We start from the raw sequence: 20,338 nt of genomic DNA, 5'->3' as shown, positions 1-20,338 counted from the left end.
TTATTATCAATACCCCGGATTCTGGGTCAGGTTCGGATTGAGGGCCCGCGCCACCTGGGGGATCGGCAGCAGGGTCCCGTTGATGGTCAGGCTCGTATTGTACAGGCCATGTTGCTTGCCGTCGTGAGTCGGACCCGGCGCGGGATTGGGGACGGGGTTATAGCTTCCATCCACCGTTCCGTTAGCCTTATTGATAAACGCGACGGCAACATCGGCGCCCGCCCGGCAGAGATCGAAAAATACGGAATATTCCCCACTTAGTTCATGCCGGTATTCGCTCAGGACCATCTGGAGGGGATCGGTGATCGGCTGGCCGGGGGTGCCGTCGAAGTTTGCGCTGTCCGCGATGACGGTGGGCGCGGTTCCGCCCCAGGCCCGGTTGCGAACGAGGGCGAGGTCGGCCATGGCGCCGGGGATATCCCCGGTATGCACCTTGCATTCGGCCCGGGACAGGATCACCTCGGCATAGCGCATGAGGATCTGGTTCTGATCGCCGAAGAGATTGCTTTGTCCCTGGGAATTGGTATTGCCGCCGGTGAGATTGGGGTCCCGCCATTTCTTTGCGCAATAGTAACCGCTTCGGCCTTTATCATCTCCGTACCAGGGGCGGGTGAGGGTGCCCACGGTATTGAGGGTGTCGCCGTTGTCGGCTTTGTAGATGGGATTGCCGGCTTTAAAACCCTGCTGCACCTGGTAGTATCCCTTTAATCCGCCTAGAGCCTTGACGATGCCCGGACTGGCCAGGGTGTCGCCGGGGCCGCAAATGGTCAGCAGCTTGCGTTTGTCGCCGTGCTGATAAGACTGCCAGAGCGCGGGGTTGCCGTAGTCATAGCCCTGACCGGTGAGCTCCTGTGGCCAGCTGAAGTCATCGATCCACGCGATCTCCCCGCCGGGCGGGTTCCAGCTTCCATTCCAATCCTGTGGGTCGCCGGACTTCTTCTCGAACTGCACTTCGAACAGCGATTCGTCACTGTTCTGGTGGTCGTATTCATTTACGTCGGCAAAATTGGGCAACAGATGATAGTTGTTGAATTCAGGATTATTGAATGCCGTCAACGCACCGGAATAGTCCTTCAGCCACATCCTGGCGGCGCCTTCGTAGGCGTAAGCGGCGCCCTTTGTCGCGCGGCCGAGGTCCGCTCCCGACAACGCCGTTTTCGACAACAGCAGGCCTTCGGCCAGCTGCATGTCGGCAACAACACGCTGGAATACGGAGTCCCGCGTCGATCGGGGCCGGAGGCCCAGGTTTATTTTCGAGCTGGTATCCACTTCCAGCGGTACGCCGCCAAATGAAGCGGCCAGGTAGTAATAGGTCATGCCCCGCAGGAAAAAGGCCTCGCCTCTCAACCGGTTAGCCAGGCCGCCGTCGATGATCGACCGTTTTTCCGCATCGCTGATAACCGCGAAGGCGGAATTGGCTCTGGCGATGCCGATATAGGACTGGTTCCAGAAGGTGGTGAGACCGCCGAAGGTGGCCGGGATCTGGTAGTTGTTCCAGAACACGTCGCCGCCCCAGTTGAAGAAGTCATGGGTTCCGAAATTGGCCCGGTACCAGATGCATTTCTTCAGCAGATCGCTGTTCTGGTAGGTGTCGTAAATGGCGTTTACCAGGGAGATCACATCCGAGGGAGTGTTGAACGTGCCTTCCGCGGTACCTTGGAAGGTGCTTTTCTGTGCCAGGAAACTTCGTTTGCAGGCTACTGCAACCAGAATTCCGCTAAAGGCGGCTATGATGACAACTATTTTCCATTTTTTCATATCGCTGGGTTTTCAATCTTTTATTAAAAGCTAACATTGAGACCAAAGGTGAATGACCTCGATGGCGGATAGGTACCGTTATCGACACCGTTCTGAGTGGCGTTGCCGAACTGTATCCCGATCTCCGGATCCAGACCGGTGTACTTTGTGATCACGAATACGTTCTGTGTCGAAAAATACAGTCTGAGCCTGGACAGCGACATCCGTCTTGCCAGCGCTTCCGGTAAGGTATAGCCGATGGTCAGGTTCTTCAGTTTCAGGAAGCTCCCGTTCTCGACGAAAGCGCTGTTGGGCACGCTGTTGAGGGTGTTGTCGTCGGTGGCAAGAGCTCTTGTATATTTGTTGGAAGGGTGCGCCGGCGTCCAGTGATTGTTATAAAAATCCTGGCTGACGTTCTCGACACCTTCCGAACCGCGTTTCTGGAAGCTCTCCAGATCGCTTTCGATATAGTTGAGGATCTTGTTGCCAAATACTCCATAGAAGTACAGGTTGATGTCCCAGGACTTCCAGGAGGCGTCAAGATTCAGACCGCCAAAGAACTTGGGTTGCGGATTGCCGAGGGGTACCCGATCGCTGTCGGCGTTGACCAAACCATCATGGTTGATGTCGACAAAACGACGGTCCCCGGGAGATGTGGCGGCCCGGTAGTAAATGCCGCCGGGAGCCTTTGCATTCAGGGCGTTGATATCCGCCTGCGATTGGAAGATGCCTGCGGATTTATAGCCATAGAACTCACCGACCGGACCTCCTACGTAAGATCGCGAAAACTCATCCCATCCCTGGCCTGTCAGCGTAAGTCCGCCAAAATTGGAAACAAAGCTGGTTCCGGAAGTGATACTGGTCAATTTATTCCGGATCGCGGACACCGTCGCGGTGATCCCGTATTGAAAGTCCTTTCCTTTGTTGCCACGGTAGCTGGCGGCGAATTCGAACCCTTTATTGTTCATGCTACCGACGTTGCGTGTGATAAAGTTGTATCCCGTCTGTGCAGGCGCCGCGAGTGTCAGCAAAAAGTCCCTTGAATTCCGGTTGAACCAATCGGCCGTGAACGTGAGGGCTCCATCGAGGAAGGCGGCGTCCAGACCGATGTCCGTCTGGACATCCGTTTCCCATTTCAGGTTGGGATTGGCAGGCTGGGTCTGGGCGATACCGTTCTGATAGACTTTGTTGAATGGATACCCCAGGTTATCGTTCCCGTTCCCGTTCAGGTTTGAGGGGAAATAGCCGGAGTAGAGGGCGGCATATTGGAAAAGGCCGATCGCGCTCTGGTTACCCACTTCGCCATAGCTGCCGCGCAGTTTCAGGTCGGACAGCCAGTTGACGGGTTGTAAAAAGGATTCATTCTTTATCTTCCAGGCGATGGCTCCGGAGGGGAAGACGCCGTACTGGTGGCCGGTATCGAATTTCGAGGACCCATCCCGCCGGATGGTACCGGTGACAATATATTTGTCGTCATATTGATAGGTCAGCCGTGCAAATTCGGAGGCCAGGGTCCAGATCTGCTGGCCGTTGCCGTATTTGTCAAAGGTGAGGTTGGTCAGCTGACCGAGATCGCGGATGCCGCTGTTGGGTGGGATGCCGCCGGCGCCCATCAGGGTATTGGTGTTCTTCTGCGCGGAAACGCCGCCTACGAAGTTTATTTGATGCCTGCCGAAGGTGTGATCGTAGGCGATGGTGTTTTCCCAAAGCCATTCGAAGGTATTATTCATTCCCTGGTGGTAATTGGCCGCCTGAATGATCGAACCGGGGTATTGGAGGCTTGCCCGGTTATCCTGGGGTTGGAAGAAGGAACTTGAATTGTCGCTGATATTCAACCCGGCGTTGGTCTTGAGATGAAGTCCGTCAAACGGTGTCACTTCGAGCGAGGTGTTGGCCAATACGAAGTTGGTGATGTTCTTATACTCGTTCGTTTCGACGGTGTAGATGACATTGTTGAACTTGAAGACATTGGAGTTAACCGGGTTGTAGAAGCCGTAGTTGCCCTTGCCGTCTTTGATCTGGTAGGTAGCACGATTCCCGCTGTCCAGCGTGGGCGGGTTGGTCACCAGTTGGAAGAGCGATCCCATCGTACCGGAGCCGACCGAATAGGGATTGACGGCATCCTGGTAGGTATATTTTACGCTGGTCGAGGATTTAAGCCATTTCGCGGGTTGGTAATCCAGGTTCAACCCGGCAGTAAGTCTCTTAAAGTAACTGCGATCGGCGATGCCTTTCTGATCGTAGTATCCAATGGACAGGGCGGACTGGGCCTTATCATTACCTCCCCGGATGGCGATGCTGTAGTTTTGCGTCAGGCCCGTCTGATAGAGCGCATTCTGCCAATCTACGTTGTGCAGTTGGTCGGGTGTATGCCATATTGCCAATCCGTGATAGGTATGGGTCGAGTCGGCGGCTTCCACCTCGTTGGACAGGGTCGCCCATTGCCGGGCGTTCAGGAGTTTGTATTCCTTTGGTTTGGATTGGACGGTCTCGTACATATCGAAGGACACCTGTGTTTTGCCTTTCAATCCTTTTTTGGTCGTGACGATCACGACCCCGTTGGCCGCACGGATACCATATACGGCCGTGGCGGAGGCATCCTTGAGTACATCGATCGTAGCGATGTCATTGGGATTGATGTTGTTGATCCCGTCGGTGGTGGGATAGCCGTCGATGACATACAGCGGCTTGTTGCCGCCGCTGGCGAGACTTCCGACGCCGCGGATCAGCACGCTGGTGTTACCGCCGGGTGAAGCATCGTTGTTGATGACCTGTACGCCTGCCGCGCGGCCTTGCAGGGCTTGTTCGGGCGAGGTGATGGGTACTTTGCCGATCTGTTCGGCATTCACGCTGCTGACGGAGCCTGTCAGGTCTTTGCGTTTGGCGATCCCATAACCGATCACCACCACCCCTTGTAAAGAACGCGGATCGGGGATGAGGCTGATCGTTATCGTGGTCCGGTTGTCCACCGGGATATCGATGGACGAGTAACCAACTGAGCTGATAGACAATACGTCATGCGGTCCGGCATTGATCGTGAAAGTTCCATCTGCTGCAGTCACCACTGTTGTCGGCGATCCCTTTACCTTTATGGTCGCTCCGGCAAGATCGCTTCCGTTCTCGTTGGCGATTACCTTGCCGGTGACGGGCCTTGCCTGGCCAAGAACGGTGTTGTGGGTGAGAAAGATCAGCAGGGAAGTTGACAGAAGAGGAAGTAGCAGTCGAAGCAAGACATTCCCCGCACCTGAATGGCAGGAGTGTTTTGGCATAAGCAAGCTGAGTTTAATTGTTAAGTTGACGGATTAAAATTCGAAAGTTATTTGCAATCGGCGTAATACTATTTTATCCATTTCTTAGTGAGAATGGTTTGCAATTTTTTTGCAATTATCTTTAAGAAAATTTCGCACATGAAAGCAAACCGGAGAGAGTTCATTCGTAATTCCGCATTGGCAGTGTCTGCATTGGCGGTTCCGGGGGGAAACGCGAGCGTTTCCGGAGAGTACGCAAACGTTCCCGGAAGAATATCACCGGTCATACGTGATGCGGGTATGCAGATGTCGGAGGCCTATTTCGACGGGTTCAACCAGCATAAGATCGCCTTATGCCGCCAGATGGATGTGTTGGGTGCGGTGGGCGGGATCAATCCCCGCATGGTGGGATTGAACGAGGTGAAGCCCTGGGAGCTGGCTGCCGTGCAGGCAGTGAAAAATGCCTGGGACAACCAGGGACTGAAGATGACCGTCGTCGAGGGACCGCCGGCGTTGGGAGAGAAGACGAAGCTGGGATTGGAAGGGAGGGATGAGGAGATCGCCAACTTCATAGCGTTCATGCACAATCTGTCGAAGGTGGGTATCGACACTATCTGTTACAACTGGATGCCGGTGATCGGGTGGTACCGGACCGACAACGCGAAAAAGGGAAGGGGCGGAGCGTTGGTCACCGCCTTTGACAACGATGCGGCGAAGGACCTGCCGCCGACACAATATGGCGTCGTTCCCAAGGAACAATTATGGAAGACCCTCGAATATTTTCTGAAGGCGGTGATCCCCGAGGCCGAGAAGGCGGGGATCAAGCTGGCGATGCACCCGGACGATCCGCAGGTGGATGAGATAAGGGGAATTTCCAGAATCATGACAACTGTGGAGAATTTCAAGCGGATGCTGGATATCTATCCCAGTCCCAGCAACGGGATCACGATGTGCCAGGGCAATTTTTCGCTGATGGGAGCCGATATTCCCAGCCTTGTCCGGGAATTCGGCAAGCGGAAAGTGATTCACTTTGTACATTTTCGCAATGTTCGGGGAGGAAAATATAAATTTGAAGAGACCTTTCACGACGAGGGGCAGATCGACATGTATGAAGCGATGAAGGCCTATTACGAGACCGGCTTCCGGGGGCCGATACGCCCGGATCATGTACCCACGATGGCCGAGGACAGCAATTCCTTCCCCGGCTATAGCACCATCGGCACCCTTTATGCCAACGGCTATATCCGGGGGCTGATGGAAGCAGTCAGTAAACAATCGCACAGCATATGAACAAACGGCTTCTCTTTTCCGCGCTTATTCTTTTTAACAGTTTTAGCATCGAGGCTCAGACGGTGGCGGCGACACCCGAGTATATCAAGGCGCTTACTTCCCAGTGGAAGGGCGAGCGGTTTCCCGATGGCAGGCCGAAAGTGTCCGATGAGCTGCTGCAGCGCCTGAAAAACCTCGGGCTGGAAGATGTCTGGGGCGTTTTGCGGAACAGGGGGTATCAGAACCAATTCGAAGGCAACTGGCAGGTGATCAACCCTGACAGCGCTATGACGGGGCGGGTGGTGACGGCCCAGTATATGCCGTTGCGGCCCGATTTCGCCGATGTGATCAAGGCGGAGGGGAAGGCCGAGGGGCGGGGTCAGCATGGGGGGACAAACAGCTGGCCGATCGATATCCTGGTGGATGGGGACGTGTATGTTGCCGATAGCTATGAGAAGATGGCGGATGGTACGCTGATCGGGGATAACCTGGGCAACTCCATTTATGCGCATTCGCACCGCGGCGTGATCTTTTATGGGAGCGTGCGGGACATGGCCGGCCTGAGCGAGATCAAGGGTTTTAACGGTTGGGTCAAGGGCTCCGATCCCTCCTATATCCAGCAGATGATGCTTAGCAGCATCAACCAGCCGATCCGGGTCGGCAGGGCGACCGTATTGCCGGGCGATGTCGTGCTGGCCAACAAGTTCGGGGTCATTTTCGTCCCGGCCTTTCTGTGCCAGGAAGTGGTGATCACGTCCGAGGTGACGCAGCTACGGGATGAGTTTGGTCATCAGCGTCTTCGGGAAAAGAAATATCTCACCGGGCAGATCGACAGCGAGTGGACGGAAGACATCAAAAAGGATTTCCTGGACTGGCTGAACCATTATCCGGGCAAGCTGCCGATGACGAGGAAAGAGCTGGATGACTATCTTAAGGAACGTAATTATTAAAGACATGGATAAAAGAAGCTTCCTGAAGAACGCCGCCCTGGGTGGGCTTGCGTTCAGCGGGCTGGACCGTTTTTCCTTTGAGGACCGCCTGGCGCATACCACGCGGAACGTCCGGCGCGCTTCGGCGCCCTCCGATCTAAAGATCACCGATATGCGCTATGCAGTCGTACAGAACGTTGGCCGAACGGCCATCCTCCGGATCGATACCAACCAGGGTATCTATGGTCTTGGGGAGGTCCGGGATGGGGCGGACGAGCGCTATGCGTTGATGCTGAAGAGCCGTATCCTGGGGCAGAATCCCTGCAACGTGGAGATGATCTTCAAGATGATCCGGCAATTCGGCGGGCCCAGCCGCCAAGCGGGCGGGGTCTGCGGCGTTGAGATGGCCTTATGGGACCTCTGCGGCAAGGCCTACAATGTTCCGGCCTGGCAGCTGTTGGGCGGCCGTTACCGGGACAAGATCCGCCTGTATGCCGATACGCCCGAGGCGAAATCACCTGAAGAGCAGCGAAAGCTGATCCGCTACCGGCTCGAGGAGCAGGGTTATACCTGGCTGAAGATGGACCTCGGCATCGGGGAGATCAAGGATATCCCCGGCGCGCTGGTCAACGCCGATTTCTGGGGGCCGACCCTTAATCAATGGCAGGGCGACTATATGTCCTACGCGAATGCCGAGCATCCTTTTACCCAGATCCAAATTACCGATAAGGGATTCGAAGAGCTGACGAAGATCGTGGACAATGTCCGGAGCATGGTAGGGTATACTATTCCCCTGTCGACAGATCATTACGGGCATTTCGATCTCAATAACGGCATCCGGCTGGGCAGGGCGCTGGAGAAGTACCGGCTGGCCTGGCTGGAGGATATCGTGTCCTGGGAGCGGACCGATCAATGGAAGACCATCACCGACGCCCTCGAGACGCCTACGCTTACCGGGGAGGATATCTACCTGTTGAAGAATTTCAAGCCGCTGATCGACAATCATGCCGTCGATATCATCCATCCCGACCTTGTCAGCAGCGGGGGATTGCTCGAGACCAAGCATATCGGGGATTATGCCGAGGAGCATGGGATCGCGATGGCGATGCACCAGGCCGGTACGCCGGTGAGTTTTATGGCCAACGTGCATTGCGCCGCCGCCACGCAGAATTTCCTGGCGCTGGAGCACCATTCCATCGATGTTCCATGGTGGGAGAACCTGGTGAAGACCACGGATGGCCGCGCCCTGATCACGAAGGGGTTTGCCAATGTCCCGCTGACCGCGCCGGGGCTGGGGATCGAATTGAACGACGACGAAGTGAGAAAGCATCTTACAGCCAGGGATAAAAGCTATTTTGCGCCGACCCCCGAATGGAACGATCTGCGCAGTCACGACAGGGTATTCAGTTAAAAGCCATATGAAAAGGAAAGATCTTACGTACACGTTCGTGATCATCATCGCGGTGATCATCTCGCTTTGTTTTCCGAAATATTTCACAGAGATCGGCGGCTACAAGCTGGCCGGGCTGATCACCCCGTTGTTGCAGATCATCATGTTCGGGATGGGGACTTCGATGAGCGTTCATGATTTTGCCGGGGTTATCAAACAGCCCAAGGGTGTTATCATCGGCGTTTGCAGTCATTATATCATCATGCCGTTGTTGGGCTATACGCTGGCGAGCATCAGCGGGTTACCTCCCGAGGTCGCCGCGGGGATCATTCTTGTCGGCTGTTCGCCGAACGGGCTTGCATCCAATGTCATCTCTTACCTGGCGCAGGCCAACCTGGCGCTTTCGGTGACGCTGACGGCGATTTCGACCTTATTGTCGCCGCTGTTGACGCCGCGGTTGATGGGGCTGTTGGCCGGACAGATGATCCATGTCGATGTCGCGGCGATGACCTGGGACATTATGAAGATGGTGATCATCCCGATTGGTGCGGGGTTGGTCTTCAATCATTTCCTCCATGGCAAGGCCAAATGGCTGGATAAGGCGATGCCGAAGGTTTCGATGGCCGCCATCGCCCTGATCATTACGATCATTACGGCTGCCGGGCGCAGCAGCCTGCTGACGATCGGTCCGTTGCTGATCCTGATCGTGCTGACGCATAACCTGCTAGGGTATTGCCTGGGGTATTGGTCGGGCCGGGTGTTCCGGTTGAGTGAAAGGGATTGCCGGACGATGGCTATCGAGGTCGGAATGCAGAATGCGGGTCTGGCCTCGGGTCTTGCCAAGGGATTGGGCAAGATCGCAACGGTAGGGCTGGCGCCGGCTATATTCGGACCCCTGATGAATACGACGGGATCTTTACTTGCTTCCTATTGGCATCGGAAGCCGCCGGAGGATCGGGAGCGCAGAGGTGGTGGAGCGGTTACGGGCGCCGTGGCGGTGGTTGCGGGCCTGGTGCTGCTCGTGGGGTGTGGCCGTGCGGCCCATTCTTATGATGGAAGCGTGGGCGTCAATTGGCCCGCCTATGGCGGGAACAAGGCGGGGAACCGGTATTCTCCGTTGGACCAGATCAACGCACAAAATGTCAGCCGGCTGGCGGTTGCCTGGACCTACGATGCGGCGGAGGATGCGGACAGCAATGACCGGGGGCATGAGATACAATGCCAGCCGATCGTCGTGGATGGGGTGCTCTATGGCACGGGCCCCGCGCTGGGACTCTTCGCGGTCAATGCCGGCAATGGAAAACCGATCTGGAAATTTTCGGCGCCATATGAGCGAATGCGATTCAACACCAACCGTGGAGTGCTGTATTGGGAACAAGGATCAGATAAGCGGATCCTCTATAGTGCGGGTTCGAATCTGTATGCGATCGATGCTGCCACCGGGAAATTGGTGAATAGTTTTGGCAAGAACGGTATTGTCGATCTGCATGAAGGACTTGGTGAGGGACTTGGGCATCCTGTCGATAATTTAATGGTCACTGCCACGACGCCGGGAGTGATCTATAAGAATATACTCGTTGTCGGCAGCAGTGTTTCCGAGGGAGGGGACGCTGCGCCGGGCGATGTACGGGGCTTCGATATCCCGACGGGACGACTGAAATGGGTATTCCATACGATCCCGCGTCCGGGGGAAGAGGGGTATGAGACCTGGCCACCTGATGCCTATCGAAAGATAGGCGGCGCCAATTGCTGGGGCGGCCTCGTCGTGGATGAGCGACGGGGCCTCGTCTTTTTTGGGACGGGCAGTCCTTCTGTGGATTTCTATGGCGGGGCAAGAGCGGGTGAGAACCTCTTTGCCAATTGTATCGTCGCCGTTCATGCGGAGACGGGCAGGCTGGCCTGGTATTATCAGACCGTGCACCATGATCTCTGGGATCGCGATATTCCCTGTCCGCCGAACCTTGTTACGGTCAGGCATAATGGAAAGTCCGTGGATGCTCTTGTGCAGACCACTAAGGATGGGCAGGTGTATGTGCTGGACAGGGACAGCGGCAAGAGCCTGTTCGCGGTGGAGGAGCGCGCCGTACCCGTCGACGGGTTGCCGGGAGAGCATCCCTGGCCCACGCAGCGATACCCGCTAAAACCGGCGCCTTTGTCGCGGCAGACATTGGCGGACTCCGATCTGACCACGCTCACACCGGAGGCGCATGCATTCGTGGAGAAGCGCTTCCGCGAGATAAAACGTCCCTACAACAAGTTCCTGCCGCCCGATACGACGGGGACCTTGTTATTGGGATACAGCGGCGGGGCGGAATGGGGCGGGAATGCGACCGATCCCAACGGCATCCTCTACCAGAATGCCAATGAGGGTTTCTGGGACCTTCAGCTGTTCTCGCTTGCCGATTGGGAGAAGGCGCTGGCCAATGTCTCCCGCGGCAATGCGTTGTATATGACGAATTGCTCTGCCTGTCATGGGCGGGACAGAAGGGGTGTTCCCAACCAATTCCCCGATCTGACGCGAACCAAACGAGGGATGGAGGATATACAGCGGCTGATCGCTACGGGCAGTGGCAAGATGCCGTCTTTTCCGACGCTTTCGGCCGGGGACAGGAAGGCGATAGCGGATTACCTGCTGCGGCCCTGGGCGATGCCGGAGAAGAATGAGCACGCTCCCTCCGAAGAAGCTAAAGCTTCTTCGGAGGCGTATGTCATCAAGGTGTGGAAGAATTTTACCGATGCCGATGGCTATCCCGCTACACGGCCGCCGTGGGGAACGCTCAATGCGATAGACCTGAATACGGGCGACTATTTATGGCGGGTACCGTTGGGCGAGTATCCAGAGCTGGTGAAAAAAGGGATACCGGCTACCGGTTCTGAATCCTACGGTGGGCCACTGGTTACGGCCGGCGGCTTGCTTTTCATTGCCGGTACCCGGGACGGCAAGTTCCGCGCTTTTGATCCGAAGACGGGCAAGGTCCTCTGGGAATATCAATTTCCGGCGGGCGCTTATTCGACGCCTATTACCTATTCGGTGGATGGGAAACAATATATCGCCATTGCCGATGGCGGGGGCCGGGGTGGGCCGTTTGGTGGTAAATATTATGCGTTCGCTTTACAATGAAAAAACCCCACCATTTGGTGGGGTTCGCTTTTATTTCTTCATTTTGATCCGGTCGGCGACCAGGTCGCCGATGTCATTTCCCATGTCGTGGCTGACATCGCAGGAGTATTTGTAATGGATACCGCCATAGAAGCGGGACTTCGCGGTCTCATCAGCGGCTTGCCGGAAGGAGGTGAAACTGCGGCTTTTGATGCCGAACTCGAGCTCCGTCGTGTCGGTGTAGGCGAAGTTATCCCCGAAGATGCTGGTCAGTGTCTCTGCCGCCGAGGCCGAGATCGTACAGTGCCCGCAGGTGTATTCGGGGAAGGGCGGGGTCTGGAGATGCGGCCGCCAGTTGGCATCGAAATACTGGTTGATAGCCGTCTCGGGCCGCAGGGTGTTGTAAGTGAATTTGATATTCCAGCATTGGATAAACGCGTCGAAAAGGGCGATGGACGTTTTTGCATATGCGGCGACGGTTGTCGGGAAATCGGCGCCGGCCTTTTGCGCGGCGATGCCCGTGATGCCCATCCAATGGCCGGCAGGCGAGAATTTTTTCGTGCCGAACATCAGGTGACCGGAGACATTCAATTTAAAGGGATTGTCATCCCAGAAATCGGCGATCCAGGCCTCTTCGGGCGTGAGGCTGTCGACTATATTCTGGCTCAGCTTTACCTCGCGATAATAGAGCGATTTTGGGTCGGTGACGTTGAAAGGATAGGGGGGATGGGGCATGAACTGGCGGACGCTGTCCATGGCGACGTAGCGGATCTCACTCCAGTGGGGTTCCATGGCCGGGGAATAGGCGGGAGGCGTCGGTTTCCATCTGCCCGGAGAGTCATAGACCATGTATTCGGGGGCGCCGCGGGTTTCAGCATAGTGATCTTTTTTCGACCATGCCTTGATAGCAGCGGACACGGTGTCTGCGTATTCGATGGAAGCCTTCAGCATGTCGGAAGGCATGCCGTGGTCGGTCGCCATCTTTTTCAGGCTGTCTACATACGCGCGCATACTTCCTTCGGGGAAGGTCACCGCCTCGCCCAGCTTACAGTAGGCCAGCAGGGCGGCGAGCTCAAAATCGATCTTATGGGTCGTGGTGTCGGGTTTGGGGATGGGTCCGAGGCCATGGACCTGGCCGGAAAGGGAGGCCCAATGGTCGGGATAGCCCGCGGCAATCACTTCATAGCCGGCAACGGCGGCATAGAGGTAGTTGCGGGAGGCGACGATGGGGCCGAAGTTATTGCCCATGACGACCGTGTTCAGTTCATGGACGGTGTTGCAATAGAGATTAGGATCCTTGAAGATCTTATCGTAATCGTGTTTGGTGTTGCATGCGGAAAAGAAGATCGCCACGAAGGCGAATACGGAAATACGGTTCATTATTGAAACAAAGGTTAATCAAAAATAGAATGTCTTGAATGGGACAAGGCTGGATCTAACTCATCCTGGGCGGTTGCCAGCCCGTGCGTACATGACCGGGACAAAGTGGAAGGACCCGATCGGTCCTCGTGCTGATTTCGCGGGCAGGAAAATTGCAGATGTCCCAGGCGGGAATCTGCTGATAAAAGATGGTCAATAGCGGCGAAGAGTTCTTTCCGGCGGGCGAGGATTTGCCGTGATTGTTTCCGTCGGGCGCATCGAGGGCCAGATGGATGATCTCGCTTTTTGCGTGCTGGATACGGCCGTTTCCCGCATCGCGAAGGCAAAGAAATTCGACGGAATCGTTGTACAACCTTTTCAACACATATCTGTAGTGGATATTGCCGACCTGCAATTCGCCGTCGGCCCGTTCGAAGCCTGCGGAGGCCGTAGAGTAAGGCACTGATGCGGCAGACACCTTGAAAAGAACCAGCTGGTCGGGGTCATATTGCCGGTGATCAAGCCGTGATTCCCAACCCACCGATTCCCGGTTTTCATACCAGGAGATCAATAGCCAGTATCCTACCCAATTAAACAGCAGAAATGTTAACAATAATATGGTCGCAATCCGTCTGAACAACGGTACAAGGTAGCTAACTTTAAGTAAATAATGAATACGGGAAATAAAAATATTCTGGCTGTCAACGGCGGATCATCCAGTATCAAGTTTTCCCTGTATACCGGCGATGAGCCGCCCGTCAGATGGCTTTCCGGCAAGATCACGCGGATCGGGCTTCCCGATGCGGAGCTAACGTTTACGGATAATCGAAACAATACGAACGGGAAGATCCCGGTCAAGGCGGAAGGCGTCCCCGGGGCGGCACTCTTCCTGGCCGGTTGGCTGGAACAACAGGAGGGGGTGCTGCCGCTGGCGGGGGTAGGGCACCGCGTCGTGCATGGTCTTCAGCACCGGCAGGCTGCCAGGGTCGACGATGCCCTGCTGGACGATCTGCGTCGGATCAGCTCCTACGATCCCGATCATCTTCCCGGCGAGATCGAGCTGATCCGCATCTTTCGCGAACACCGTCCGCACATCCCGCAGATTGCCTGTTTCGACACCGCTTTTCATAGCACCCTGCCGCAGGTGGCGCGGCAGTTGCCGATCCCCCGCCGCTATTCGGAAGCCGGTGTGCAGCGCTACGGTTTTCATGGCCTGTCGTACACTTATATCTTAGAGGAGCTGACGCGGATTGCCGGGGCCCCGGTTGCCGGCGGGTCCGTGATCCTCGCGCACCTGGGCAACGGGGCCAGCCTTGCGGCGGTAAAAGATGGCCGCAGCATCGATACCACGATGGGATTCACGCCGGCCGGCGGGATCATGATGGGGACCCGGCCGGGCGATCTCGACCCCGGCGTTCTCTGGTGGCTGACGGACCGGGAAAAACTCGATGCGGGCCGGCTCAGTCACCTGATCAACAAAGAGTGCGGGTTGCTGGGTGTATCGGCGACCAGCCCGGACATGCAGGACCTGCTGGAGAAGGAAAGTACGGATCCCCGGGCGGCGGAGGCCGTGGCGCTTTTTTGCTACCAGGTGAAGAAGACCATCGGCGCCTACTGCGCCGTGCTGGGCGGGCTCGATACCCTTGTGTTCACCGGCGGCATCGGGGAACGGTCGGCGGCTGTCCGAAGCCGCATCTGTTCCGGGCTCGGCTGGCTGGGCATCCAGCTGGACCAGCGCGCGAACGCCAACAACCATCTTTTTCTCTCCTGCGAGGACACCCGGGTGGGAGTCTATGCCATTCCTACGGATGAAGAATCGATCATTGCAAGAACCGTTAAACATTTTTTATGACAACGCAAAACCTGACGCATCCGATGGATGTTCTTTCCGCGGAAATGCTGAACCGGATGGATGCCTACTGGCGGGCGGCAAACTATCTGTCCGTGGGGCAGATCTATTTGAAAGGCAATCCCCTGTTGCGTGACCCGCTGGCGCCCGAACACATCAAGCACATGCTGCTGGGGCATTGGGGTACGACACCCGGGCAGAATTTCATCTATGTGCATCTCAACCGGCTCATCCGGCAATACGACCTGGACATGATCTATATTTCGGGTCCGGGTCATGGCGGTCCTGCGTTGGTCGCCAATACTTACCTGGAAGGCACCTATAGTGAAGTCTACCCCAATATCAGCCGCGACGAGGCGGGGCTGCAAAAACTGTTCAGGCAATTCTCCTTCCCGGGCGGGATACCCAGTCATGTATCGCCTGAATGCCCGGGTTCCATTCATGAGGGCGGGGAGCTGGGCTATTCGCTCAGCCATGCATTTGGCGCCGTCTTCGATAATCCCGGGCTCACGGTCGCCTGTGTCATCGGTGACGGCGAAGCGGAGACGGGCGCGTTGGCGACGGCCTGGCATTCGAATAAATTCCTGAACCCCGTAACGGATGGAACGGTGTTACCCATTCTGCATCTGAACGGGTATAAGATCGCCAATCCCACAGTACTTGCGAGGATGACGCGGAACGAGCTGGAACAGCTGATGACGGGCTATGGCTGGCAGCCCTATTTTGTCGAAGGCGACGAACCGGAGGCGATGCACCGGACCATGGCGGTCACGCTCGATTCGATCATTGAAAATATCCGGATCATCCGGGATACCGCGTCGCGGGAGAACGGCACGGGTGAACGGCCGCGCTGGCCGATGTTGGTCCTGCGATCGCCGAAAGGCTGGACGGGACCGAAGATGCTGGATGGTCTGCCGGTGGAGGGATCGTTCCGCAGTCACCAGGTGCCCATCACCGATCCGGCCACGAATCCTGCGCATTTGAAGTTGCTGGAGGAATGGATGAGAAGCTACCGGCCCTGGGAACTTTTCGATGATCGGGGGACCCTTGTCCCGGAGCTGGCCGGGCTTGCGCCGGATGGATCGCGGCGGATGGGGGCTAACCCGCATGCGAATGGCGGGCTCCTGCTGAAGCAGCTGAAACTACCCGATTTCCGGCAATATGCCGTCGCGGTGGGTGATCACGGATCGATGAAGGCCTCCGACACCACCGTGCTGGGAACGTACCTGGCCGATGTCATCCGCTATAATGAGGAAGAACGCAATTTCCGCATCTTCGGTCCCGACGAGACCGTGTCCAACAAACTGGACGCTGTTTTCAAGGTTACCAACCGGCAATGGGAGGAGCCTATCCTTCCCCAGGATCAGTGGCTGGCCGGTGATGGCCGGGTGATGGAAGTGCTGAGCGAACATCAGTGCGAAGGTTGGCTGGAAGGCTACCTGCTGACGGGACGGCACGGCATCTTCAACAGCTACGAAGCTTTTATCCATATTGTCGACAGCATGTTCAACCAACACGCGAAATGGCTGAAGGTGACCCTCGACATTCCCTGGCGCCGAAAGATATCCTCGTTGAACTATCTGTTGGCGTCGCATGTCTGGCGGCAGGATCACAACGGCTTTACCCACCAGGACCCCGGATTCATCGATCATGTCGTCAACAAGAAGGCGGAGGTCGTGCGGGTCTATCTCCCGCCCGATGCCAATTGTCTGCTTTCGACGATGGACCATTGTCTGCGCAGCCGGCACTATGTGAACGTCATCGTTGCGGGCAAGCATCCTGCACCGCAATGGCTGACGATGGATGAGGCGGTGTTGCATTGCACCAAGGGCGTCGGTATCTGGGGATGGGCGAGCAACGACCAGGATTCGGAGCCCGACGTCGTGATGGTAGCCGCCGGCGATGTGCCTACGCTCGAGATCCTGGCTGCCATCTCGATCCTGCGCAGCCGGCTGCCCGATCTGCGCATCCGGATGGTGAACGTGGTCGACCTGATGAAGCTGCAGCCGCAGACCGAGCATCCGCATGGGCTCAGCGATGCCGGGTTCGACCTGCTGTTTACCGTCGACAAGCCCGTGATCTTCGCCTATCACGGTTATCCCTGGCTGATCCACCGGCTTACCTACCGGCGCACCAACCATGGTAACATTCATGTCAGGGGATATAAGGAAGAGGGAACCATCACCACGCCGTTCGATATGACCGTTCTCAACGATATGGATCGCTTTCACCTGGTGATGGATGTCGTCAACCGCTTACCCCAACTGGGGCAGCGGGCGGCCTATCTCAACCAGGAGATGCAGGATATGCGCATCCGCCACCGGAACTATATCCGCGAGGAGGGCATCGATTTGCCGGAGGTGCTCAACTGGAAATGGTCCCTATAGTACGAGTATCGTCGTTGATGCCGTCCGTTTCCCATTCGTCCACCCGACCCGGTAGGTTCCCGCCGACAGACCAGGAACGTTGACGCGGACCTGCGTGATCCCCGGCGCAACCTTGACGGACTGGAGCACCTTCCCGGCCATATCGACCAGCTGGATCTGCGAGGCGTCGTTGACATCCGGTACATCGAGATAAAAGAACCCATATTTGACCGGGTTGGGATAGACCGGCATGTCCTGGCTCGCAGGCTGGACCCTGATCTTTTTGCTATAGGTATATGACGCGGTAGTATCCTGCATCTTCAGGCGGTACCAATTGGTGCCCGTGACTGCATCGGCATCCGTATACGTATAGGTATGGCTAACCCCGTTGCTCCGCATTGACCTGACCGTGCCCACGACGTTGAACAGGATGCTGTCGCCGCTGCGTTCTACGGCATAGTACGAAATGCCTGCGTCATTCTTCACCTGCCACTGGAGCTTGGGATCATTGCTACCCGATAATGAACCACTGAACTGGATCAGCTGGAACGCCCCCGGGGCGCTCTGCTTTGTCGTGTCATATAAGAAAGTGAACAGGAGCAGTGAATCGGCATTGGTACTATTGGCGACCAATACGGCGCCGGTCGAACCCGCGCCGACAATGGCGATCAGCGTAGAGTCGGAGAGCGCCTGGAACTGGGCATTCGTGCCGCCCAGCGTGACGGCGTTGGCCGTGCTGAGGTTGGTTCCCCGGATATGAAGGGTATCGCCCGTCTTTGCGCTTGCCGGGCTAAAAGACGTGATCGAGATGATCGTGGATGGCGGCGGTGGCGGCGGAGAATTGTCGATAAAGGTAAAGCCCGACCTGGAATCCATGCCGCCCGGGCCGACCACGATGACACTCCCCGAGGCGCCGCTGTCCACATAGGCGGTGATGGAAGTATCCCCGGTGATCGTGATCCGGGAGGCGGATACGTTGCCGAAGTAGACGCTGTCCGCGTTTAGGAAGCCATGACCTTTGATCACCACCGGAGCTCCTTTGGAACCCGATACAGGGCTGAAGGAAGTGATGCTGATGGCCGGGGGAGTATAGGTAAAGCTCGCTGTGGACTGACCGCTGTTGGTTCCGGCGGCGACGCTGATAACGCCGGTGCTGCCGTTGCCGACGACGGCTGTGATCTGGTTATCCGAGACGACGGTGAAAGAGGCGGCGGGTGATGCACCAAGACTGACACTGGTCGTCCCCGTGAAATTCGAGCCGTCGATCGTGACGACGGTACCGGGGCCGCCGGAAGTGGGGTTGAAGTTGGTGATCGACAGGGTCGGCGCGCCATAGGTAAAGGTGCCAAGGCTGGCCGAACCCGCGGGCGTCAGGACGGTGACCACGCCCGTAGCTCCGCCGCCGACAGTAGCCGTAATGCTGGTCGCCGAGTTGACCGTGAAGGAAGTGGCGGCGACTCCACCAAAGCTGACGGCGGTGGCTCCGTTCAGGTTGGCGCCGGTGATGGACACCACGGTCCCGCTGGATCCCGAGGTAGGCGTAAAAGACGTGATGCTTGCTTCGATCGACGCTTTATTCCGCAATACACTGATGGTGTTCGAGGTGTTGTTGATGATCGCCAGGTCCGGTAGTCCATCTCCGTCGTAATCGGCGATCGCCAGGCCCCAGGGCAGGTTGCCCACGGCATAGTCGACGTTGACGTCGATGGCGGGAGCGCCGGCCGTGCTGATATTGCGATGCACCGAAACGGATTGGTCCAGTTCGTTGACGCTTGCGATGTCGGGTTTGCCATCGCCATCGAAGTCCCCTAACCGCAAGGCCTGGGGGCTGCCGGGGTTCATCGTGCCCGTCGGGACATCGGTTCCGCGGATAAAGTTGATGTTGCCGGGCGTACAGGCATTCTGCAGCAGGGTGATGGTGGCGTCGCTGTTGTTGACGACGGCGAGGTCCGGTTTGCCGTCCCCATCGAGATCGCCGACGGCCAGGTCGTTTGCCCCGCCGCCAACGGAGAAGTCCACGTTGGCCGCAAAGGACAGCGTGCCGCCGACGGGGCCCGTATTGCGGAAGACAGACACCGTATTGGCGCCATAATTCACCGAAGCCAGGTCAGTTCTGCCGTCACCATCCAGGTCCGATGCGATGACCGTGTTGGGTGTGGTGCCCAAGGGAAGATGCAGGTCCATGCGGGTCCCCAGGCTCAGGTTGCCGGTAGTGCTGTTGTTTGGAAAGATCGAGACATAATTGGATGCGGCGCTGGCCAGGACGATCTCCGGTTTCCCGTCGCCGTTGCAATCCGCGACGGTGAGGCTGAGCGTGTAGTTGCCGATGGCCTGGTAGGCAGTCGGTGCGACGACGGAGACATTGCCGGGCGTACTGGTGTTGCGGAAGATGGCTAATTTCGGGGATTGATAGCAGGCGACGATGATCTCGGGTTTGCCATCCCCGTCGAGGTCGCCGGCCGTGATCGCGGACGGATACCAGCTGGTAGGGAGCTGATCGCTGACGACCTGGGTAAAAGAGATATTTTGGGGAGTGCTCGTGTTCAGGTAAATATCCATACTATTGCCGTCGCCGGTGGCAACCACGATATCCGGTTTGCCGTCCCCGTCGATATCCGTGCTGAAAACGCTCATCGGAGTTTGCCCCGAAGGGATATCGTTGCGCGTGGAAAAGGCGTCCGCCATAAACTGACCTGGGTCACTGAAGGTCGTGACGAAGGGCTGTGCCGCAAAAGCCGTCAGTCCGCCGGTGGTGACCGTCAGCGGCTGATAACTGGCGCCGGTGGGTACTGCAACTGTGAGCGAGGTGGCTGTGGCGGCCGTAACGTTTGCTTTTACCGATCCGAAAAAGACGATGTTTGCCGATGCGGTGGGGCTGAAGTTCGTACCGGTAATGGTCACGGTCGAACCAACGGGACCGGAATGCGGGCTGAAGCCGGTGATAACGGGTTGTGCAAATAGAAAGAAGGGAAGGAAAAGGCTCATCAACAGGAGGACACACGGTCTTCCATTACCAACTACGGGTTTAATGCCAGGGTAGAGGTTTGGCATGAGGTATTGAATTTGGCGGTAAGATAATAGAAAGATCGTG

11 protein-coding genes are annotated in these 20,338 nt (G+C 56.9%); 6 read left to right on the top strand and 5 right to left on the bottom strand.

The genetic code is table 11. The annotated features are described in order from the left end of the window. Positions 1 to 6: 6 nt before the first annotated feature. Both VHE34_RS17115 and VHE34_RS17110 read right to left on the bottom strand, forming a co-directional pair. Complete coding sequence (locus VHE34_RS17115) at positions 7 to 1,758, bottom strand: RagB/SusD family nutrient uptake outer membrane protein (protein ID WP_325590069.1); 1,752 nt, start codon at positions 1,756 to 1,758, stop codon at positions 7 to 9. 23 nt (positions 1,759 to 1,781) lie between these two features. Then, positions 1,782 to 5,006 (bottom strand): TonB-dependent receptor, encoded by a 3,225-nt coding sequence (locus tag VHE34_RS17110; protein WP_325590068.1) that lies wholly within the window; start codon positions 5,004 to 5,006, stop codon positions 1,782 to 1,784. A 138-nt stretch (positions 5,007 to 5,144) separates the two neighbouring features. Between VHE34_RS17110 and VHE34_RS17105 the strand changes: the two genes are divergently transcribed. From VHE34_RS17105 to VHE34_RS17090, 4 genes are read left to right on the top strand one after another with little or no spacing between them, the layout of a single operon-like run. Next, on the top strand, positions 5,145 to 6,275 hold the full coding sequence (locus VHE34_RS17105) for a mannonate dehydratase (protein ID WP_325590067.1): 1,131 nt from the start codon (positions 5,145 to 5,147) through the stop codon (positions 6,273 to 6,275). Then, on the top strand, positions 6,272 to 7,204 hold the full coding sequence (locus VHE34_RS17100) for an RraA family protein (RefSeq protein ID WP_325590066.1): 933 nt from the start codon (positions 6,272 to 6,274) through the stop codon (positions 7,202 to 7,204). The genes VHE34_RS17105 and VHE34_RS17100 overlap by 4 nt, the downstream gene beginning before the upstream one ends. 4 nt (positions 7,205 to 7,208) lie before the next feature. Next, the gene (locus VHE34_RS17095) at positions 7,209 to 8,594 is read left to right on the top strand and encodes a mandelate racemase/muconate lactonizing enzyme family protein (RefSeq protein WP_325590065.1); all 1,386 of its coding nucleotides are present in this window, start codon (positions 7,209 to 7,211) and stop codon (positions 8,592 to 8,594) included. A 7-nt stretch (positions 8,595 to 8,601) separates the two neighbouring features. Further along, entirely contained in the window at positions 8,602 to 11,694 is a 3,093-nt protein-coding gene (locus tag VHE34_RS17090) for a bile acid:sodium symporter (protein WP_325590064.1), read from the top strand. 30 nt (positions 11,695 to 11,724) lie between these two features. Here VHE34_RS17090 and VHE34_RS17085 read toward each other — a convergent pair whose 3' ends face one another. Together VHE34_RS17085 and VHE34_RS17080 are read right to left on the bottom strand one after the other, a co-directional pair. Then, positions 11,725 to 13,053: a vanadium-dependent haloperoxidase gene (locus VHE34_RS17085; RefSeq protein ID WP_325590063.1), complete on the bottom strand. Its 1,329-nt coding sequence runs from the start codon at positions 13,051 to 13,053 to the stop codon at positions 11,725 to 11,727. A 55-nt stretch (positions 13,054 to 13,108) separates the two neighbouring features. Then, positions 13,109 to 13,573 (bottom strand): hypothetical protein, encoded by a 465-nt coding sequence (locus tag VHE34_RS17080; protein WP_325590062.1) that lies wholly within the window; start codon positions 13,571 to 13,573, stop codon positions 13,109 to 13,111. A gap of 129 nt (positions 13,574 to 13,702) precedes the next feature. Between VHE34_RS17080 and VHE34_RS17075 the strand changes: the two genes are divergently transcribed. Together VHE34_RS17075 and VHE34_RS17070 are read left to right on the top strand one after the other, a co-directional pair. After that, positions 13,703 to 14,884 (top strand): acetate/propionate family kinase, encoded by a 1,182-nt coding sequence (locus VHE34_RS17075; protein ID WP_325590061.1) that lies wholly within the window; start codon positions 13,703 to 13,705, stop codon positions 14,882 to 14,884. Then, positions 14,881 to 17,268 carry a phosphoketolase family protein gene (locus VHE34_RS17070; RefSeq protein WP_325590060.1) on the top strand — a complete coding sequence of 796 codons (2,388 nt, stop codon included), beginning with the start codon at positions 14,881 to 14,883 and terminating at the stop codon, positions 17,266 to 17,268. Before VHE34_RS17075 ends, VHE34_RS17070 begins: the two co-directional genes overlap by 4 nt. Here the strand turns inward: VHE34_RS17070 and VHE34_RS17065 are convergent. Further along, a complete protein-coding gene (locus tag VHE34_RS17065) occupies positions 17,263 to 20,298 on the bottom strand; it encodes an FG-GAP-like repeat-containing protein (RefSeq protein WP_325590059.1) in 3,036 nt (1,011 codons plus the stop codon). The two genes, VHE34_RS17070 and VHE34_RS17065, sit on opposite strands and share 6 nt — an antisense overlap. Between the last annotated feature and the right edge of the window lie 40 nt (positions 20,299 to 20,338).

The organism is Puia sp. (assembly GCF_035546395.1).
GTDB lineage: Bacteria > Bacteroidota > Bacteroidia > Chitinophagales > Chitinophagaceae > Puia.
Note: the sequence above shows the minus strand (reverse complement) of the source record. Positions and strands in the feature narration are given on the sequence as shown.

Bases quoted from the DNA above. Each gene is read 5' to 3' on its own strand.
- VHE34_RS17115 (WP_325590069.1), bottom strand. From the start codon at position 1,758: ATGAAAAAATGGAAAATAGTTGTCATCATAGCCGCCTTTAGCGGAATT.
- VHE34_RS17095 (WP_325590065.1), top strand. From the start codon at position 7,209: ATGGATAAAAGAAGCTTCCTGAAGAACGCCGCCCTGGGTGGGCTTGCG.
- VHE34_RS17085 (WP_325590063.1), bottom strand. From the start codon at position 13,053: ATGAACCGTATTTCCGTATTCGCCTTCGTGGCGATCTTCTTTTCCGCA.
- VHE34_RS17090 (WP_325590064.1), top strand. From the start codon at position 8,602: ATGAAAAGGAAAGATCTTACGTACACGTTCGTGATCATCATCGCGGTG.
- VHE34_RS17070 (WP_325590060.1), top strand. From the start codon at position 14,881: ATGACAACGCAAAACCTGACGCATCCGATGGATGTTCTTTCCGCGGAA.
- VHE34_RS17065 (WP_325590059.1), bottom strand. From the start codon at position 20,298: ATGCCAAACCTCTACCCTGGCATTAAACCCGTAGTTGGTAATGGAAGA.
- VHE34_RS17075 (WP_325590061.1), top strand. From the start codon at position 13,703: ATGAATACGGGAAATAAAAATATTCTGGCTGTCAACGGCGGATCATCC.
- VHE34_RS17100 (WP_325590066.1), top strand. From the start codon at position 6,272: ATGAACAAACGGCTTCTCTTTTCCGCGCTTATTCTTTTTAACAGTTTT.
- VHE34_RS17105 (WP_325590067.1), top strand. From the start codon at position 5,145: ATGAAAGCAAACCGGAGAGAGTTCATTCGTAATTCCGCATTGGCAGTG.
- VHE34_RS17110 (WP_325590068.1), bottom strand. From the start codon at position 5,006: ATGCCAAAACACTCCTGCCATTCAGGTGCGGGGAATGTCTTGCTTCGA.